The following is a 17,991-nucleotide window of genomic DNA, read 5'->3' on the forward strand; positions in this document are numbered from 1 at the left end:
TGAGAGTAAGCCATGGCCGCTGTTGCTTCCCGCGATCGCAAGCGTTATCTGACGCTCATCCTTATCTCAACCTTTCTGTTTGGATCTTCCTTTCCAGCCACCAAGGCGGTGCTGACGGAGGTTTCGCCGTTGTGGGCGGTGTGTCTGCGTTTTCTGGCGGCGGCGTTGTCCATCACGCCATTGCTGATCTGGCGGGGAGACTTCGGCGGGCGCTTAAAGCTCAAACCCGTGGTCTGGGGACAGGTGATCGTCATTGGTCTTTTGCAAACCACTGGCTCTATGGCCTTCCTCAATTTAGGGCTGCAATCCATCGCGCCGCCTAAGGCCGCGATATTAATGGCTTGCGCGCCGCTGATCGTCGCTGTCATGGCCCGGCTTATCCTGCGCGAAACGGTATTTGCGTTGGCGTACGCCGGCATGGGAGTAGCTCTGTTTGGCGTAGCGCTGTGCCTGGGACTCGACAGTATCGGAAGCAGCGCCTTAGGCGTTGGCGAACTGCTGGTCATATGCGGCGCGTTTTGTTGGGCGGCGGCGACGGTAGCGATCAAGAAGTTCGCGCCTGAACTCGACGTCTGGGCGCTGTCTTTTTGGCAGATGTTAATCGGGGCGATCGCGTTGGCGCTGATCGCCTTACTGAATGGAGAACCATTTGGCGCTCCGGTCAGTTTGTCTGTCTGGGGCGCATTTGCGTGGCTCGCCATTCCGGCGACCACCGGAGCGATGGGGCTTTGGTTTCAGGTTTTGCGGCTGGGCAGCGCTGTGCACGCCAGCGGCTTTTTGTTCCTGTCTCCTTTGTTCGCCACCTTAATTACTTTCGCTCTTACAGGAAACCTGCTCACTATGCGGGAAATCGCAGGAGGCGTGTTAATTGGAGCCGGCATATATCTGGCCTCGCTGCCGCAACGCGGCGAGGCGTCGGCATCCTGTACCTGATTAATCATTGCTTTGTATGGAATCTGAAAAGTGAACAAGCTGATTATTACTGCTGCGGTTAACGGCGGCATCACCAGCCGTCAGAAAAATCCTGGAGTGCCTTACACTCCGGAAGAAATCGCTCAAGCGGTGTACGACTGCTGGAACGCAGGCGCTTCAATCGCACACATCCACGCGCGTAACGATGACGGCAGTCCCAGTTACAGCGCGGAGGTTTACGGAGAGATCGTGCAGCGCATCCGGGATCGCTGCGACATACTCATTAACCTGAGCACTTCAGGCTTGAACCTGCCTGCAGACTTGCCCAAGAACGAAGCCTGGAATCACCTGCGTTACAGACCGGAGATCGCTTCTTTCAATTGCGGCTCCGTCAACCACGGCGACAAACCTTTTATCAATCCCCCTGCATTGGTTCGCGAGCTGGCGCTGGACATGCGTGAGTATGACGTGAAGCCGGAGATTGAGGTGTATCACAGCGGCGTGATCAATGAATCGCTGTTGCTGCGTAATGAGGGCTTCTTATCCGGCCCATTGTATTTCACCTTCGCGCTGGGAATTCGCGGCGGCGCCGCGGCAACCTGCAAGAACCTGCTGCACTTCGCGGAGAGCATCCCGGAAGACAGTGTCTGGACCGCCTTGGGAATAGGTAAGGACCAGCTCCCTGTCAATCTGCACACGATCCTGCTGGGCGGACATGTCCGTACCGGTATGGAAGATAACGTGTACTACAGCTACAAAGAGCTGGCCCGGGATAACGCCCAACTGGTGGAGCGCATCGCCCGCTTTTCACTGGAAACCGGCAGACAGATCGCCTCGCCGGACGAGGCGAGAATGATGCTGGGCATTAAGGTTTCGCAAAACGCAGCGGCTTCAGTCGCCTAACGCTAGTTTAAGGGAGTAAACAATGAATCCACATATGAAAACCCCAGTCACTTTCTTAGGCGATATGTCCGGTGAGGCGGAAGTCGCCGTAGTGTTGCTGCATGGGCGTCGGCAAACCGAAGAAGACACATTCCGCGTGGGCGAGCGCATCGGCTTGGATAACGTGCTGTACGCCTTGCCTTCGGCGCAGGAAAGAACCTGGTATCCCCACGGCTTTATGGCGGCGCTGGAAGACAACCAGCCATGGCTGAATTATGGCCTGGAGACCTTGGCGGCGACCGTTGCAGCCTTGGAAGAGCGAGGATTTTCCCGTCACAAGATCGTGTTTATGGGCTTCTCGCAAGGCGCCTGTCTGGCGGCGGAGTTCGTTTACCGCAATCCTGATCGTTGGGGCGGTTTGGTGGCCTTTACCGGTGGTCTGTTCGGACCTAAAGGCATGATTTGGGAAGGCGCGGGAAGCTTTGACGAGATGCCCGTATTCCTGGGAACCAGCGATGTTGACAGCTGGGTGCCGCTGGAGCGTGTGCGCGACTCCGCGGAGGTATTCATAAATATGGGAGCGAGTGTTGATATGCGCGTCTATCCAGGCATGGAGCACAAAGTCAACCGGGATGAACTGGAGGCTGCAAGGGCGATGTTGTCGAAGATGCTCGTCCAGGAAACCGCCGTGGAGTGCGCATAATGAGCGAAGCTTATATCTGTGACGCCGTACGTACGCCGATTGGAAGATACGCGGGCGCTTTGGCCGGAGTCAGGGCGGATGATCTTGGCGCGATTCCTTTACGCGCCATCCTGGAAAGAAACGCAGGCCTGGATGAAGGCGTTGTCGAAGAAATTGTATTCGGCTGCGCCAATCAGGCGGGAGAAGATAACCGCAATGTCGCCAGAATGAGCGCATTGCTGGCCGGGTTCCCCGTTACGACGCCGGCTATGACGGTTAACCGTCTATGTGGTTCTGGTATGGAAGCTGTGGCCAGTGTGGCGCGGGCGATCAAATGTGGAGAGCTAGGGCTGGGGATTGCCGGCGGCGTTGAGTCCATGTCGCGGGCGCCTTTTGTTTTGCCCAAGTCTGAGCAAGGATTCAGCCGTAACATGGAGGTATACGACACCACTATCGGCTGGCGTTTTGTGAACCCGTTGATGAAAGCGCAGTACGGCGTCGACTCTATGCCTGAGACCGCGGAAAACGTGGCGGTGCAGTATGGCGTTGGCAGGGAAGACCAGGACGCGTTTGCGTTGCGTAGTCAGGAACGTTATGCCGACGCTAGGGCGCGAGGTGCTTTTGATCGTGAAATTGTTCCTGTCATGGTTGAGCGTCGTAAGCAGCCTGCTTTAATCGTGGACAGCGACGAACATCCGCGAGCGACAACTCTTGAAAAACTGGCGCAATTGAGACCGTTGTTTGGCGAGGGCGGCACTGTCACCGCTGGCAATGCGTCCGGCGTTAACGATGGCGCGGCGGCTATTTTGCTTGCTTCAGGAGCGATGGTGGACCGCCAGCACTTGCGGCCGTTGGCCAGAATCGTGGCGTTCGCCAGCGCTGGCGTCGAGCCCAGGGTAATGGGGATCGGCCCGGTTCCGGCGGTGAACAAAGCATTGGCGCTGGCTGGGCTAAGCATCGAAGACATGGATTTGATCGAGCTGAATGAAGCGTTTGCTTCCCAGGGCATCGCGGTGTTGAGGGAGTTGGGCGTGAAGGACGACGCCGAGCATGTGAACCCGAATGGCGGCGCTATCGCCCTTGGACATCCTCTGGGCATGAGCGGCGCGCGCATCGTGGGAACCGCCGCCCACTATTTGCAAGCGCATAATTTGCGCTATGCATTGTGCACTATGTGTGTTGGTGTAGGGCAAGGCGTTGCAATGGTGCTGGAGCGGGTTTAACCCGCTCTGAAATTAAATAATCGAAGAGAGGAAAACGGATCATGGCGCAGGCTTCTTTTCCAGTGGCTCGCCCCCGGCGTCTACGTCGCAATAACTCAATACGCGATCTGGTGCGGGAGACGGCGTTGCAGGTGGAGGATTTGGTGTACCCCCTGTTTGTCATCCCCGGCGTTCAGCAGCGTGAGACGGTCGCTTCTATGCCCGGAGTTGAGCGGCTGTCGCCGGACTTGGCGGTGGAGCTATGCGTTGGCGCCTGGGGTAATGGCGTGAAGGCGGTGCTGTTGTTTGGTCTGCCTGGGCATAAAGACCCGCAGGGCCGTAGCGCCTGGGAAGACGGGCCGGTGCAGCAGGCGTTGCGGCTGATCCGGCAGGCGGCGCCAGGACTGACGCTGATCACGGATGTCTGTCTATGCCAGTATGCGGCGCACGGTCATTGCGGCGTGCTTTGCGGCGATGGCGTAGATAACGATCGCACTCTGGATCTGTTGGCCAAGGTGGCCTTGAGCCACGCGCGAGCAGGCGCTGACGTGGTTGCTCCCGCCGCCATGATGGACGGTCAGGTGGCGGCGATTCGGCGTGCGCTGGACGCAGACGGATTCCAAGACGTATCCGTCATGTCCTACGCAGTGAAGTACGCATCCGCTTTTTATGGGCCCTTTCGGGATGCGGCGGATTCCGCACCCGCCGGCGGCGATCGCAAGCACTATCAGATGGACCCGGCCAACGTGCGTGAAGCAATGCGGGAGGCGGAGCTGGACGCAGCGGAAGGCGCCGATTTCCTGATGGTGAAGCCGGCGTTGGCGTACCTGGATGTGCTGCGTAAACTTCGCGACCGGTTCGACCTGCCCATGGCGGCTTATAACGTCAGCGGCGAGTACGCCATGGTGAAAGCTGCGGCGGCCAACGGTTGGATTGATGAACGCAGCGTGGTGTTGGAAACCTTGCTGAGTATGAAACGGGCGGGCGCGGACATGATTATCAGCTATCACGCCCTGGATGCGGCGCGTTGGCTGCAGGAAACCTGATCTCTGACTTCTGAACCTCTGGGCGCTGGCGGCTCGCCGCCAGCGCTTCTCCTTGCTATTAATCAGGCAGACAAATAGCTTCCTTCTATTTGTCTGCAACGACAGGGCCTGCACATGTCAGGCCCTGTCTCCCGCGGCTTAACGCCGCGCAGGCGCGTCCATGCGCCTGATGATTAACATGCCAATATCATTGCCATGTTAATAGCAAGGACGCATTCTTAATCCACAATGCGATAGCTGGGTACGTATTTGCTGCCCGGCAATTTCATCCGCTGTTGTTTCACGAAAGACTCCAGCAATGATCCGAAAGAGCCGACGATGGTTTTGTCGCCGCTGATTTCGAATGGTCCCAGACGCTCCACCAGCTGCACGCCTTCTTCCTTGACGTTGCCGGATACGATGCCGGAAAACGCCCGTCGCAGATTCGCCGCCAGATCATGAATCGGCTGTTCGCGATGTAACGCCAGCGCACGCATGCTCTCGTGGGTCGGCTGGAAGGGATGCTGGAATTCGGGCTGAACCTTCAGCAACCAGTTGTAGTAGTAGGCATCGCTGGAGCCCTTGCGGTGGTAAGTCACGTCCTGAATGCCTTTCTTCATTTCCAGGGCGACCAGTTCGGGGTCGTCGATGATGATGCGGTAACGACGTTGAGCGGCTTTCCCCAGGGTCAGGCCGATAAATTCGTTGATCTGGCCGAAATACTCTTCGTTTTTCTTGGCTCCGGCGAAAATCACCGGGAAGGGCAGTGAATCGTTCTCGGGATTGAGCAGAATGCCTAAGAGGTACAGGATTTCCTCCGCCGTACCCGCGCCGCCAGGGAAAACTACGATACCGTGACCCAGACGCACGAAGGCTTCCAGGCGCTTTTCGATATCCGGCAGAATCACCAGCTCGTTGACGATGGGGTTCGGCGATTCGGCGGCGATGATGCCCGGCTCGGTCAAACCAATATAGCGTCCGGTCTGAATGCGCTGTTTGGCGTGGGCGATTGTGGCGCCTTTCATCGGCCCCTTCATGGCGCCGGGGCCGCAGCCGGTGCAGATATCCAGTCCACGCAGCCCCAGGGAGTGTCCGACTTCTTTGGTGAAGTCGTACTCGTCCCGGCTGATGGAATGGCCTCCCCAGCACACGACGATGTTGGGGTAACGACGTGGAATCAATACGCCGGCGTTCCGCAGCATATGGAAAATAAAGTTGGTGATGTCCTCGCCGTTGTTCAGATTCAGCTGCGTGTTGTGAGACAGCACGTTGTTGGCGTAAATGATGTCGCGCAGCACGGCGTAGAGGTGCTCTTGTATCCCCTTGATCATCTTGCCGTCGACAAACGCATTGTGAGGCGCGTTGATGACCTCCAGCTTGATGCCGCGGGCCTGTTGAATAAGCTGGATATCGAAATCGGCGAACTCAGCCAGAATGGTGTTGGGGTCGTCGGACTCGTTGCCGCAGTTTAATACGGCCAGAGCGCATTGCCGGAACAGGCGATACACGCCGCGATTGCTGCGGTCCTTCAACAGGTTGACTTCGTGTTGTGAGACCAGATCGAGGCTGCCTTCCGGGGCGATGCGTGCGGTTATTTTGTTACTCATATCTATATCTTTCCTTTTCTAATACTTCTACTTGCCGGCGTTGCCGGCGGTTCCGATTCCGGCGGACGGCTGTGGGAGCAAGCCAGAGCCTGACGGCGTGAGCAGGCGTGACTGTGGCGACGCTGCAATGCCAATAGAGCCTAATCTGCTATTGTTATCATTTATAAGGACCCATCCGGGAGCAGGGTTATGTAAGGATGACCAGCGCGGCGCAGGTAAGCGGGTTTTCCGGATGGAGTCTAAATAGTAAGTCGTCCGGGCGAAGTTGGCTATCACTCCCTGGCGTTGTCCGCGCAGGGGGATTTTTGGCGATCGGCCCATGCATGACAGGGGGAATGATAGTAGAATAGCGCCCCCGCTGAGATTTGGATCAGGCCAGATTATGAAGTTTCTCGTCAAATTATTTCCCGAAATCACAATTAAAAGTAAACCGGTGCGTAAGGATCTGGTCAAGCAGTTACGCATAAATATTCGTCGCGTATTGCGTCAAATTGACGAAAACGTGGTGGTTGAAGGATCTTGGGACAAAATTGAAGTCTTGTTGCCGGACGCGGACGAGCGCACCAGTAAACGGGCGATTGAAGCCCTGCAAAGGGTGTCTGGAATCACTAACTTCCTGGTGGTGCATGAATATCCCCTGGCGGATTTCCATACCATCTACCTGAATGCGAAAGCCCTTTACGAAGAGCAACTGGAAGGCAAACGCTTCCAGGTGCGGGTCAAGCGCGCCGGCAAGCATGATTTCACCTCCATGGATCTGGAGCGCTACGTCGGCGGCGGACTGCGTCAGCACACCAAGGCGGCGGGCGTGGACCTGTCGAACCCGGAAGTCATCATTTCCATCGAAGTGCGCGATGATAAATATTATCTGGTGGAGAAACGCTACGAAGGGCTGGGCGGGTATCCCGTCGGCGGCCTGGAGCCAGTGGTGTCCCTGATGTCCGGTGGCTACGATTCCGGCGTGGCGAGCTACCTGACCATGAAACGAGGCATGCGCACTCACTTTTGCTTCTTCAACCTGGGTGGAACCGCTCACGAAGTGGGTGTGAAGCAGGCGGCGCTGTATTTGTGGGAGAAGTACGGCGGCGGCCAGCGAGTTAAATTCATCACGGTGCCTTTTGAAGGCGTAGTGGCGGAAATTCTGGACAAGATCTATCACTCCAACATGGGCGTAGTACTGAAGCGCATGATGCTGCGGGCGGCGACCCAGGTCGCGCGTGATCTGTCCGCCACGGCGCTGGTTACCGGCGAGTGTGTGGCGCAGGTGTCCAGTCAGACCCTGACCAACCTGAACGTTATTGACTCCGCTACCGATATGCTGGTGCTGCGTCCGCTGATCGTCACTGACAAGCAGGATATTATCCGCATGGCCGGCCAGATTGGCGTGGAAGAGTTCGCCCGCAACATGCCGGAATACTGTGGCGTCATTTCTGATCGCCCCACCACCAAAGCGCGGGATTATCGCATTGAGAACGATGAGAAGCGGTTCGATATGCAAGTGCTGGAGCAGGCGCTGGCTAACCGCCGGGCGATTAACATCGACGAGATCATGCAGTCGGAACTGACGGTGGATGAAGTGGAAGTGGTGTCGACGCCTTCGCTGGACGATGTGATTATCGACATCCGTCACCCCAACGAGCAGGAGAAGGCGCCGCTGATGCTGACCAACAACAAAATCCTGCAGGTGCCTTTCTACGAGTTGGAGAGCCGCATGCAGGAGCTGGACGAAGAAACCCGCTACCTGCTGTTCTGCGACAAAGGCGTTATGAGTCAGTTGCACGCAAGCCATCTCAATGGAAACGGGCGTAAAGTGCTGGTATATCGGCCGCTTTAACCGTATTCGTTCTCACGGAAGCGCTGCTGGATTTCTTCAATTTGAGTGCGGCAGTCCATCAGCGCCAACACACATCCCTTATCTAGTTTGGCGCCCGCCAGCCGCTTGAGTTCAGCGAAGGCTTTATCATTACTCCAGGCGGGCTTGTAGGGGCGGGCGCTGGTAAGCGCGTCGAAGACGTCGGCGACGCTGACGATGCGGGACTCAATGGGAATGTCCTCGCCGCGCAGATGCTCGGGATAGCCCCCTCCATCCAGCGTTTCATGGTGATACAGCACGATATTGCGCAGCATGTTCACATGACTGACGCCATTGAGGCCGTAGTTATCAATTAAGGCGTCCACCAGCTCGTGCCCGTACATCGGGTGGCGACGCATTTCATCCAGTTCTTCTTCCTCCAGCCGACCTGGTTTTAGCAATATGCTGTCGGGCACTTTTATTTTGCCGAGATCATGCAAGGGCGCGAACAGGCAAATGTGCTCCACATACTCGTCGGAGAAGCCATGTTTCGGCGCAAGTCGCGCGGCGATCAGCCTGGAATAGCGCGCCATGCGTTCAAGATGGCCGCCTGTTTCGGGGTCGCGGGAGTGGGTCAGCAGCATGGCTGATTTGACGGTGGCGATCAGCGTGCGGATGTTGCTGCGCTCGTTGTACACGATCAGAGTGATCATGTGTCCGATCATATCCATATCCACCAGCGCCCGGCCCTGAAAGCAGTCTTTTTCCGCACCGTTGAAAAACACGAAGCCGAGAAAGCGCTCGTTGTAGCGCATAGGAAAGGTGTAAGAGGCGTGAAAACCCGCTTTCAGCAGGGCTTCCGTGTGCTGGGTTGGATTCTCTCCTCCACCCAGTTCATCGCCGATATCATTGATGACGCGGATGAACCTGTTGTCTTTCATATGTTGCAGGGAGGTCACTTCGTGCAGCGCCGTCTGATAGTGCTCCAGCAGTGGATGACTGGAACCGGCGGAGGCGAAGGTTTTGAGCTGATCCTGCAAGGCGTCGTAAATGGCGATGGCGATGCGGCAGATGTAAGGATAGGTCTGCTGGAGGTTTTCCAGCAGATAGTCCAGTTTTTGCTGTACGCTGCCCTGATGGTTGAGGATATCCAGAGAATCCGGCTGATACTCGCTGGCCACAAACATTCTCCCGGTTTGTCGATGTAACTCCATTAAAGCTCCGCAGGAGCGCGGATACTTAAAGTGTAGTCGAGATCAGGAGCCTGGCTCTGGAATTGTATCTGGCCGCTTAGTTGTACTGATAAGGCTCGAAGGCGTCCGCCTGCATGCTGTAGCCACTCTCCGCCAGCTCACTGCTGACCGTCTCCACGCTAATCGCCCCGGATACCCAGAACGCATCGTAGAGGTAGTCCAGCGGTAACGGTTTCTTTTTGGCTTTGACGTAAACGATCTGGTTAGAGGGCGGCGGCGGTACGTGGATGCATGCGCCCATGTACGGCACCAGCAGGAACTCAGTCACCCCGCTTTCGTCGCCTTCCAAAGGCACTGCAAAGCCCGCAATGCGAACTTTCTGCTTGTTCAGCTCCGGCACGATTGGCGCGTTGGCCTGGGGCGGCGGCTCCATGGCGATCTGGCCATGCTCCACGGTTCCGCTAACGGTTTTTTGCTGCGCGGACTTGGGGATTAGGTCCTGCCATTGAACGGTCTTGAAATCCTCCGCGAGTACGCCGCCGGAAAACAGGGAGGAGAATGCGAGCGCGAGCAGCGTCGAGAGCAATCTGTTCATAAATATCCTATGGAATCAGTAGTTTCGTCAAAACGTGGAAAGGCGATCCAGACCGCCGACAGCCGTTCCCAACCCTGGCCAGGCGCAACACCATGCAACAGCAAGTGCAACACATTGTATGGCTGCGCGAATCCAAGATTAACTTTTTTGAATTAAATTCGCCCTATAACAATTTCGTTTCGTTATGTTATAACATAAAAAATCAAGCGGAAGAATCACTCTCTAAGTTCAGGAGCATTAAATTTATGAGTTATAGAAATCGCCTGTGGGTCGGTATGATGGTGTTAGCGGCCAGCCAGTTTGCGCACGCCGAAGAATTTGAGCAGCATGGGGCGCATGTACATGGCGCGGCGACCATGAATCTGGCGCTGGAAGAGGGAAATCTGGTTGTGGAGCTGGAAAGCCCCGCGATGAACCTGGTGGGGTTTGAACATGCTCCCGCTACCGACGCAGAGCGTCAGCAAGTGGAGAAGGCGGCGGTTTTGCTGAACAAGGGCGAAGAGCTGTTTGGCCTGACCCCGGCCGCAGGTTGTAAGCTGCTGTCGGCGGAAGTGGATGGCGATGTATTCGAATACGACGAAGATGGCGGCAAGCATGAGGAAGCGGCTCACGATGAGCATGAACACGGTGATGACGAAGATGATCATGACCATCATGAACACGGCCACTCCGATATCGACGCCTCATACATCTTCGAGTGCGGCGCCGCGGGCAAGCTCACTTCAGTGGACGTTTTGTTGTTCAAGCATTTCCCAGGCCTGAAAGATCTCGACGTACAGGTGATTGGACCGAAGGGGCAGACCGCCATAGAGCTGAGCCCGGAAAAACATCAGATTAATTTGTAAGTAGTGAGAATGGCGTCATGCAGAATGTAAGCGAACCCGCCATCGCGCCAGAGCGAGACGCGGCGGTTCAACCTGCGCCGACCCGCGCCCTTGTGCAGCTGGAAGGTCTAAAGTTTCGTTGGCCCGGGGGCGATGACGATGTGCTGGATATTCCTGAGCTGCAGGTGCGGGAGGGAGAACGCATCTTTCTGCGCGGCGCCAGCGGTAGTGGCAAAACGACGCTGCTAAGCCTGCTTGGAGGCGTGATTCAGCCCAGGGAGGGAAGCATCAAGGTGATGGATTCTGAACTGAGCGCGCTCGGCGCTTCAAGCCGGGATAGTTTCAGGGCGGACAACATCGGCTTCATTTTTCAGATGTTTAATCTGATTCCTTACTTGTCGCTGGTGGATAACGTGACGTTGTCCTGCCGCTTCTCCAAGGCGCGGCGACAACGAGTGGGCGCTCGCGGCGTCAGTTTGACGCAGGAAGCGGAGCGCTTGCTGTCTCATTTGCGTCTGGATGTCGGCAAACTCGGGCGCAGGCCGGTGACTGACCTTAGTGTGGGGCAGCAACAACGGGTCGCCGTGGCGCGGGCCCTGATCGGCTCGCCTGGGCTGATCATCGCCGATGAACCTACTTCAGCTCTGGATGCGGACGCCCGTGTGGCGTTTATCGAACTGCTGTTTCAGGAAGTGGCCGCCAGTGGATCGACGCTGGTGTTTGTCAGTCATGATCCCGCTTTGCAGGACCTGTTTGACCGCACGGTCAGCCTGGCGGAAATCAATCGCGCTTATCAGCCAATGGAATCTTGACCTGCGGGAGCCGCTTTTTGATGTCTATTTACAGTTTGACGTTACGCAGCCTGTTGAATCGCAAGACAACGGCGCTGCTGACTATTTTCTCCATCGCCGTCAGCGTCATGCTTTTGTTGGGCGTGGACAACATTCGTCGGGAAGCCAAAGCGGGTTTCGCCAACACAATTTCCGGCGCTGACCTGATTGTGGGCGCTCGCAGCGGCTCCGTGCAGCTCTTGCTGTACTCGGTTTTCCGCATCGGCAACGCCACCAACAATATTTCCTGGCATAGCTATCAGGAAGTGGCCGGCATGAAACGGGTGAAATGGACCATCCCGTTGTCGTTAGGCGACTCACATCGCGGCTATCGCGTGCTGGGCACCAATACGGATTACTTTGCACACTTCCGCTACGGGGCCAAGCGTGAGCTGGCGTTTAGCGACGGCGGCCGTTTCGATGATGTATACGACGCCGTATTAGGCGCGGAAGTGGCGGAGAAACTTGGCTATAAGCTTGGCCAATCCATTGTGATATCTCACGGCGCAGGCGAAGTGAGTTTCGCCAATCACGATGATAAGCCTTTCAAAGTAGTCGGTATTTTGAAAAAGACCGGCACTCCGGTGGATCGCACCGTACATGTCTCCCTGGAAGGCATTGAAGCCATCCATTTGGGGTGGGATAGCGGCGCCCCCAGTGGGTCGATTAGCGCGGAGCAGGCGCGGCATGCGGACTTACAGCCCAAGCTGATAACCGCCTTTCTGGTTGGACTGGACTCTAAAATCGCCACCTTCACTCTGCAAAGGGCGATCAATAATTATCGCGGCGAGCCGTTGCTGGCGATCCTGCCGGGAGTGGCGCTGCAGGAGCTATGGAGCATGATGGGCGTGGCGGAGGTGGCTTTGCTCGCTGTCTCGGCATTTGTCGTCGCGACTGGCTTGATCGGCATGTTGACGGTAATCTGGTCAGGGTTGAACGAACGCCGTCGGGAAATGGCCATTCTGCGTTCCGTCGGCGCCAGGCCGCGGCACATTTTCGTTCTACTGATGATCGAGGCCGGTTTGATGGCGGTTTGCGGCGTGCTGGTCGGTGTTGCAATGCTGTTCCTGACGTTGTTCGCCGCTCAGCCTGTGCTGGAGAATTATTTCGGCCTGTTTATCGGCGTGGACCCGCTGACCATGGATAACCTCGCCGTCCTGGGCGGCATCATCCTGGCGGGCGTATTAATCGGAGCGGCGCCGGCCTATCGGGCTTATCGCTATTCTCTGGCGGACGGAATGACAATTAGAACATGAGACAATCCTGGGCTAAGGCGCGAACATTCATGTGGGCTCTTATCAGCACTCTTTTGCTTATCTGCTTTTCCGGCGCGGCGTTCTTCTGGTTATATCAGGACCGGATGATCTTCTTTCCGCAGCCGGTGGATGCGGGCAATCGCAGCAGATTGAAGTCCATAGAGTTTAAGTTTGAGCATGATGGCGTGACCTTATCCGGGTGGTTTCAGCGGGGAGAGATTTCTGCGCGTAAGCCGTTGCTGCTGTACTTTGGCGGCAATGGCGAAGAGGTATCCTGGAACGCCTGGGAGATGGAAAAGCTACCAGTGGAGTCATTTCTGCTGATGAACTACCGGGGCTATGGCGACAGCGAGGGCTCACCGGGGGAAGAGGCGTTGGTGGGCGACGCGGTCGCCTTATATGACCATCTCACGCGCAAACTGAAAATCGACCCTCAACATATCGTTCTGCTGGGACGTAGTCTGGGTTCCGGCGTGGCGGTGCAGCTGGCGGATCGCCGTCCGGTGCGGGCGGTGGTGTTGGCCACGCCATTTGACAGTCTGGCCGCCGTCGGCAAGCGACATTATCCCTGGCTGCCGGTCGGCCTGCTGGTGCGTCATCCTTTCAATTCACTGGCGCATGCGGCGACGATCAAAGCGCCTGCGCTGGCTTTGCTGGCGGGGAGAGACCGGGTTGTGCCCATGGAGCACGGGCAGCGCCTGATGGCGGCGTGGGGCGGTTCGCAACGGACAGTCACGCTGGATCGCGCGGATCACAACGACATCAGTATGTATCCAGAATACTGGCGTGCGATCAGTCAGTTTATTGAGAGTCTTTAAATCCTCAGGAACTGTTCTTACGGATAGTTCCTATCCCTGGGCGTAACCATCATCGCCGCTGGATACAGGCCTTGATCAGCTTTCAGCGGCAACCAGACTTTCTTTCGATATATCCGACTCCCGGCGCGGGGCGCAGGAGCGATAATCCACCACTCTGTTCCGGCCTTGCTGTTTCGCTGTGTAGAGCGCGTAGTCCGCACGTTCGAACAGCTTGTTGGGGCAGTCGAATTCGTCGTGATCCATGCTTGCTACGCCGACGCTGATGGACAGCTTGTAGCCGGACTCGGTTTCTTCCGCCACTTTGACTCTGAGGCGATTGGCCAGGCTCATGGCGGCTTCGTGATCTGTATTGGGCAGGATGACTGCGAACTCTTCGCCGCCATATCGGCAGGGGCAGTTCGGCTTACGTACGCCTTTCGCCAGTATGCGGGCGACTTCCTTCAACGCATGGTCGCCGACGTTGTGGCCGTAGGTGTCGTTGAACTGTTTGAAGCAGTCGATATCGATGACCAGCAGAGTCAGTGGCTGTTTGCTCTGTTGGGCGCGATGAAATTCTGTTGCGAACTTGTCGTCGAAATGGCGGCGGTTGAACAGGCCGGTGAGGGCGTCTGTGTAGGTTTTGCGTTGCAGCTCGTTGACCCGGCTGCTCAGCGCCAGAGACAGCAATACCATTTCCGTCAGTGAGCCAATCTGGAAACCATTCTGGGTCAGCACGTTATGGGGCAGCAGGCCAAAGGTTTTCAGCATGTAGGCCAGCACGCCGATCAACAGCGCCGTCCAGGCGGTCATGTAATAGCGCGCAGGGCGCGATCCCGCCATTAACGCCAGTACGCCCATCAACAATAATTGAGCGGCGATGACGAAGGTCAGCAGGGATATCGGCACGATCATCGTGTGGTAGGTAAAGAACGGCGTACAGGCCAGGCTGATCAGCATCAGCCACTCCAGCACTCTGGCGGCGAAGTCGGTTCGGGGCGCAATTTGCTGCGTCACCAGAATCGAGCGGGCGAATTGTAACGCTCCGAGCAAAGAAAGAATCAGCAGGATCAACAGGCTGTGATTGGCGAACCAGGGAAAGTTCGGCCATAAAAACTGAAAAGTCAGTCCGTTATGCACCGCCATATACAGGCCATAACTGGTGACGTACAGCAGATAGTGGGCGAAAGTGCGGTCGCGAACCGCGATAAACATGAAAAAGTTATAGATAACGAGGACCAGGAAGCCGCCGTAGTAAGCGCCATAAGCTAGCTGCTCCTTGCCGATGTGCTCCAGCAGCGCGTCTGGCGCATACAGGGACAGGCCGATGTTCATGGAGCCGTCGCTGCTGAAGCGCATGTAGTAGGTGTGGGACGCATTGGCCGGCAGCTTCAGAGGAAACAAGTAGTCGCGATGCTCGACGTCTCTGGAGTAGAAAGAAAGGCGATCGCCTGTGGCGTGGCGTTTCCAGGCTCCACCCGCCAGGGGCTCCCAAAGCGTCAGGTGATCAATCAAGGGATAGTCCTGACGCAGCGTGACCGCTAACTCTTCCGCTGTCGTGTTTTTCAGTGTAAACCTGACCCACCAGGCGGACTCAGAAAAACCAAAATTAGGAGACTGGCCTCCCGTGGATTTAAAGCGGTCGGCGAAATCAGGGGAACTGACTTCTTCAAAACGCAGGGATTGCGATGGGTCCTCCAGCAACGCCAGATGCGGCGTCAGCCCAGCCATGTCGAGGCCTTTGTCCACGTTGAACGGAGACACGCCATCGGCCGCCTCCAGACTTTGGGCAAAAAGCAACACAAACACTAAGCAAGCTAGCGTATAGCTATGGCGAGGCATTTGGCCATCTCCAAAAAGTTGACTAACTTATGTTCCTTTGGAAGAAATAGCTTCCATGCCCTCTCCTAGCTTACGCCGGAGGAAAGGCGCAATAGTCGGTTAGTATCACCAATAAAGGCCGCATTGTCGACTTAACGGCAGGCTGTTGCAAGCCCCCTTTGTAGGCCCCTTTTCTTCACCGTCAGATGCTGCAAGCGCCATTCGGCGCTTAGTTTGCGGAGACTGTCGCGCATCCGGGAGACCTGAATTCCACTGGCGTTTCCGGCGCATCACGATGCACTTTCAGATACTCGATAATCGCCATACGTTGCTTCTCTGTGAGCAGGGGACCGATGACGCCTTTGGGCAGCGGATTAGCCTCCGAGTCCCGCAGGAACGCACGCCAGTCCGTCACGGAGGCGGAGAACGCGTGACCGCTGTTGCTGTTGCCGGGTAACCGGGTATCGAACCAAAAGCCGTTGGCGTCCGCGCCCTGTGGCGGCTGTGAAACGAAGCCGACGCGTTGGGGATCAAAATCTCGATAGCCCACCTGAAAACGGTTTTCCCGCTGCTCGGGTGGCGATAACAACTGATAGAGATTAGGCACCGAACCGTTGTGCAGAAAGGGCGGCGTCGCCCAGACTCCCGCCAGAGGACGCGGTTTATAGCCTGCGACTTCCTGCGGCAGGTCAAGCGTGCCGAACCCCTCCAGGCATTGACGTTGCGCATAGTCGATATTGTTGTCGGCGTAGTAGCGGTTTTTCACCATGACGCCAATGAGATTCAATGCCAAACCTTCAGACAGTCTGTGGATGTCCTGCTTCGCCAGCAGGTTGTCGATGTCTTTGGTTCCCTGTTGAGTGAGTCTTAACAATTTCCCGTTAAGGCAGAGCAAGTCGCAGCTTTCCACGTAATGGGGACGATAGGACGTTTTCGAGGAAGCGCTATCTTCTGGCGTGGACAGACTGTTTAGCGCTGTTGCAATAGCGGTGAAATCGCCAATCGGCGCCACGACGGGAATGATGTCGTTGGCGGGATAAGCGGCCAGCAGCTCCGGCAACTCGCCGAGAGGCAGCTCCCGCTCCTGGCGCAGTGCGATGATCTGTCTCAGTCCGGCGCGCACCTCGCGGATCAGACGTTGCGTAAACAAAGGGCGTAAGGCGTCATCGATATCCTGATTGCTCAATCCGGTCGCAGACAGGTCATAGTGCTTGTCGATAAAGGCCTGGGCGGCGCTGGGATCGGTGCCGACCACGCTGAGCGGCGCCACGGATATCATCCATTCCGACCAGGGGGCGGGTTTCAGAGGAGCATTGATCTCCAGGTCGGCGGTGTTCGCCTCATGGGGGCCATGACATCCCTGGCAGTAGCGTCGGAAGAGTCCTTCGCCCTGGGCGACGAGGTCTTGATCCACGGGACCGAATACTTCTTCCGGCCAAGTGGGCGCTTTGAGCGTTTGCAATGCGCTTTCAATACGGGCGAGATCTTCGATACGCACGGCGCTGTGGAAGCGTTCGCCGGGAGGGACCGGGGAGCCGTCGGGGTTCACCAGATCAATGCGCGCGCCGACGCCAAGCGCCTCACCAATATTGCGCGCCAGAGGCTGCGCCACCGAACCGTTATACTGCACCCAGTTGAACTTCCATATATCCCACAGGTAGGGATAGCTGACTGGCGCTGCGCCGACTTGATAATTGGACGCGCTCAAGTGGTCGCCGAACAGGGTATTGCCGATGCGGCCCAGGGCGTCGGTGCGGCCGTAACCTTCGTCCACCGGGTAGAGTTTACGCAGAGGGTTATTCTGGCCCGCGCCGACAAATCCGCCGACACTGCTCCACAAGGCGGAGCGCAGCTCATCTTTGCCTTCGGGGTAGCGATCACTCAGCACTTTCTGCGCAAAGCGGTCGAATTTCCAGGGATTGACGGCGGTATAAAACAGAGAGGCCACCAACGTCGGCGCGAACGCGCCGCGCTCCATGCTGGTGAGCGCGTGCATGGCGGGACCGCCGTCGACGCGCACGGCGTAACGAACGCCATCGCGTTGATAATGCAGTTCACCGCTATGGCAGGCGGCGCAGGAGACATCCAGAACGTCTTCGCCGATTGCAGGATCAAGGTGTTTGCTGAAACCCAACGGAAGCTGGTCAGGATTGGCTGCGCTGGGGACGGGATCGACGATAAAGCGGAAAAGCCGCATGCGTTCCGGGTCCGCCAGGCGTTGTTCGCTGAAAGGCTCCTCCAGGTGTATGAACCAGTTATAACGCACCGCGCCAGCGGATGCGCCCTGGGGCATGGAAACTCCTTGGGGAGTGTAGTAGTAAAGCTCCCGCAAGGAGGCGTTGTCGCCATCCCAGCCCTGATCCAGATACACATATTTATCGACGGGCTCCGCCGCCGGCAGGCTGTTATTGGGATACAGCACAAACCAGGCGAACCCGGCGCATGCGGCGACGACCAATACAATAATGGCGAGCGTTAGCCACTTGATCAGTCGCAGCGGCGCGCTGCGTTTTTGCTGGACAAACTTCATACTTCCCTTGGAGGTCATATCCTTTCCTTTCGCACCTGTTTCGTTC

General features: G+C 56.9%; 15 protein-coding genes. 10 read left to right on the forward strand and 5 right to left on the reverse strand.

The window, feature by feature from the left end; all coding sequences use genetic code 11:
* Positions 1-12 precede the first annotated feature (12 nt).
* The 5 genes from EUZ85_RS05155 to hemB are packed head-to-tail and all read left to right on the forward strand — an operon-like array spanning position 13 to position 4,724.
* Complete coding sequence (locus EUZ85_RS05155; protein ID WP_127968236.1) at positions 13-933, forward strand: DMT family transporter; 921 nt, start codon at positions 13-15, stop codon at positions 931-933.
* A 30-nt stretch (positions 934-963) separates the two neighbouring features.
* The gene (locus tag EUZ85_RS05160; RefSeq protein ID WP_127968237.1) at positions 964-1,815 is read left to right on the forward strand and encodes a 3-keto-5-aminohexanoate cleavage protein; all 852 of its coding nucleotides are present in this window, start codon (positions 964-966) and stop codon (positions 1,813-1,815) included.
* A gap of 22 nt (positions 1,816-1,837) precedes the next feature.
* Positions 1,838-2,497, forward strand: a complete 660-nt coding sequence (locus EUZ85_RS05165) for an alpha/beta hydrolase (protein ID WP_127968238.1) — start codon at positions 1,838-1,840, stop codon at positions 2,495-2,497.
* Positions 2,497-3,699 carry a 3-oxoadipyl-CoA thiolase gene (gene pcaF, locus EUZ85_RS05170; RefSeq protein ID WP_127968239.1) on the forward strand — a complete coding sequence of 401 codons (1,203 nt, stop codon included), beginning with the start codon at positions 2,497-2,499 and terminating at the stop codon, positions 3,697-3,699. The genes EUZ85_RS05165 and pcaF overlap by 1 nt, the downstream gene beginning before the upstream one ends.
* Before the next feature lie 41 nt (positions 3,700-3,740).
* Entirely contained in the window at positions 3,741-4,724 is a 984-nt protein-coding gene (gene hemB / locus EUZ85_RS05175) for a porphobilinogen synthase (protein WP_127968240.1), read from the forward strand.
* Between the two features lie 218 nt (positions 4,725-4,942).
* Here the strand turns inward: hemB and ppnN are convergent, their stop codons facing one another.
* On the reverse strand, positions 4,943-6,310 hold the full coding sequence (gene ppnN, locus EUZ85_RS05180) for a nucleotide 5'-monophosphate nucleosidase PpnN (RefSeq protein WP_127968241.1): 1,368 nt from the start codon (positions 6,308-6,310) through the stop codon (positions 4,943-4,945).
* 382 nt (positions 6,311-6,692) lie between these two features.
* Between ppnN and thiI the strand changes: the two genes are divergently transcribed.
* On the forward strand, positions 6,693-8,144 hold the full coding sequence (gene thiI / locus EUZ85_RS05185; RefSeq protein ID WP_145965866.1) for a tRNA uracil 4-sulfurtransferase ThiI: 1,452 nt from the start codon (positions 6,693-6,695) through the stop codon (positions 8,142-8,144).
* Here the strand turns inward: thiI and EUZ85_RS05190 are convergent.
* Positions 8,141-9,316 carry an HD-GYP domain-containing protein gene (locus tag EUZ85_RS05190; protein WP_241566960.1) on the reverse strand — a complete coding sequence of 392 codons (1,176 nt, stop codon included), beginning with the start codon at positions 9,314-9,316 and terminating at the stop codon, positions 8,141-8,143. The genes thiI and EUZ85_RS05190 overlap by 4 nt on opposite strands.
* A 76-nt stretch (positions 9,317-9,392) precedes the next feature.
* Complete coding sequence (locus EUZ85_RS05195; RefSeq protein WP_127968243.1) at positions 9,393-9,890, reverse strand: DUF3299 domain-containing protein; 498 nt, start codon at positions 9,888-9,890, stop codon at positions 9,393-9,395.
* Positions 9,891-10,135: 245 nt separating this feature from the next.
* Between EUZ85_RS05195 and EUZ85_RS05200 the strand changes: the two genes are divergently transcribed.
* Genes EUZ85_RS05200 through EUZ85_RS05215 form a run of 4 tightly spaced genes read left to right on the forward strand, consistent with a single transcriptional unit; the run spans position 10,136 to position 13,618 of the window.
* Positions 10,136-10,735 carry a DUF2796 domain-containing protein gene (locus tag EUZ85_RS05200; RefSeq protein WP_164887187.1) on the forward strand — a complete coding sequence of 200 codons (600 nt, stop codon included), beginning with the start codon at positions 10,136-10,138 and terminating at the stop codon, positions 10,733-10,735.
* Between the two features lie 17 nt (positions 10,736-10,752).
* Positions 10,753-11,526, forward strand: a complete 774-nt coding sequence (locus tag EUZ85_RS05205; RefSeq protein WP_206617999.1) for an ABC transporter ATP-binding protein — start codon at positions 10,753-10,755, stop codon at positions 11,524-11,526.
* A gap of 20 nt (positions 11,527-11,546) precedes the next feature.
* The gene (locus EUZ85_RS05210; RefSeq protein ID WP_127968245.1) at positions 11,547-12,800 is read left to right on the forward strand and encodes an FtsX-like permease family protein; all 1,254 of its coding nucleotides are present in this window, start codon (positions 11,547-11,549) and stop codon (positions 12,798-12,800) included.
* A gap of 29 nt (positions 12,801-12,829) precedes the next feature.
* Positions 12,830-13,618: an alpha/beta hydrolase gene (locus tag EUZ85_RS05215; RefSeq protein WP_164887188.1), complete on the forward strand. Its 789-nt coding sequence runs from the start codon at positions 12,830-12,832 to the stop codon at positions 13,616-13,618.
* A gap of 75 nt (positions 13,619-13,693) precedes the next feature.
* Here the strand turns inward: EUZ85_RS05215 and EUZ85_RS05220 are convergent, their stop codons facing one another.
* Together EUZ85_RS05220 and EUZ85_RS05225 are read right to left on the reverse strand one after the other, a co-directional pair.
* Complete coding sequence (locus tag EUZ85_RS05220) at positions 13,694-15,436, reverse strand: diguanylate cyclase (RefSeq protein ID WP_127968247.1); 1,743 nt, start codon at positions 15,434-15,436, stop codon at positions 13,694-13,696.
* Between the two features lie 208 nt (positions 15,437-15,644).
* Positions 15,645-17,963, reverse strand: a complete 2,319-nt coding sequence (locus EUZ85_RS05225) for a cytochrome c (protein ID WP_127968248.1) — start codon at positions 17,961-17,963, stop codon at positions 15,645-15,647.
* Between the last annotated feature and the right edge of the window lie 28 nt (positions 17,964-17,991).

Source organism: Hahella sp. KA22 (assembly GCF_004135205.1).
GTDB lineage: Bacteria > Pseudomonadota > Gammaproteobacteria > Pseudomonadales > Oleiphilaceae > Hahella.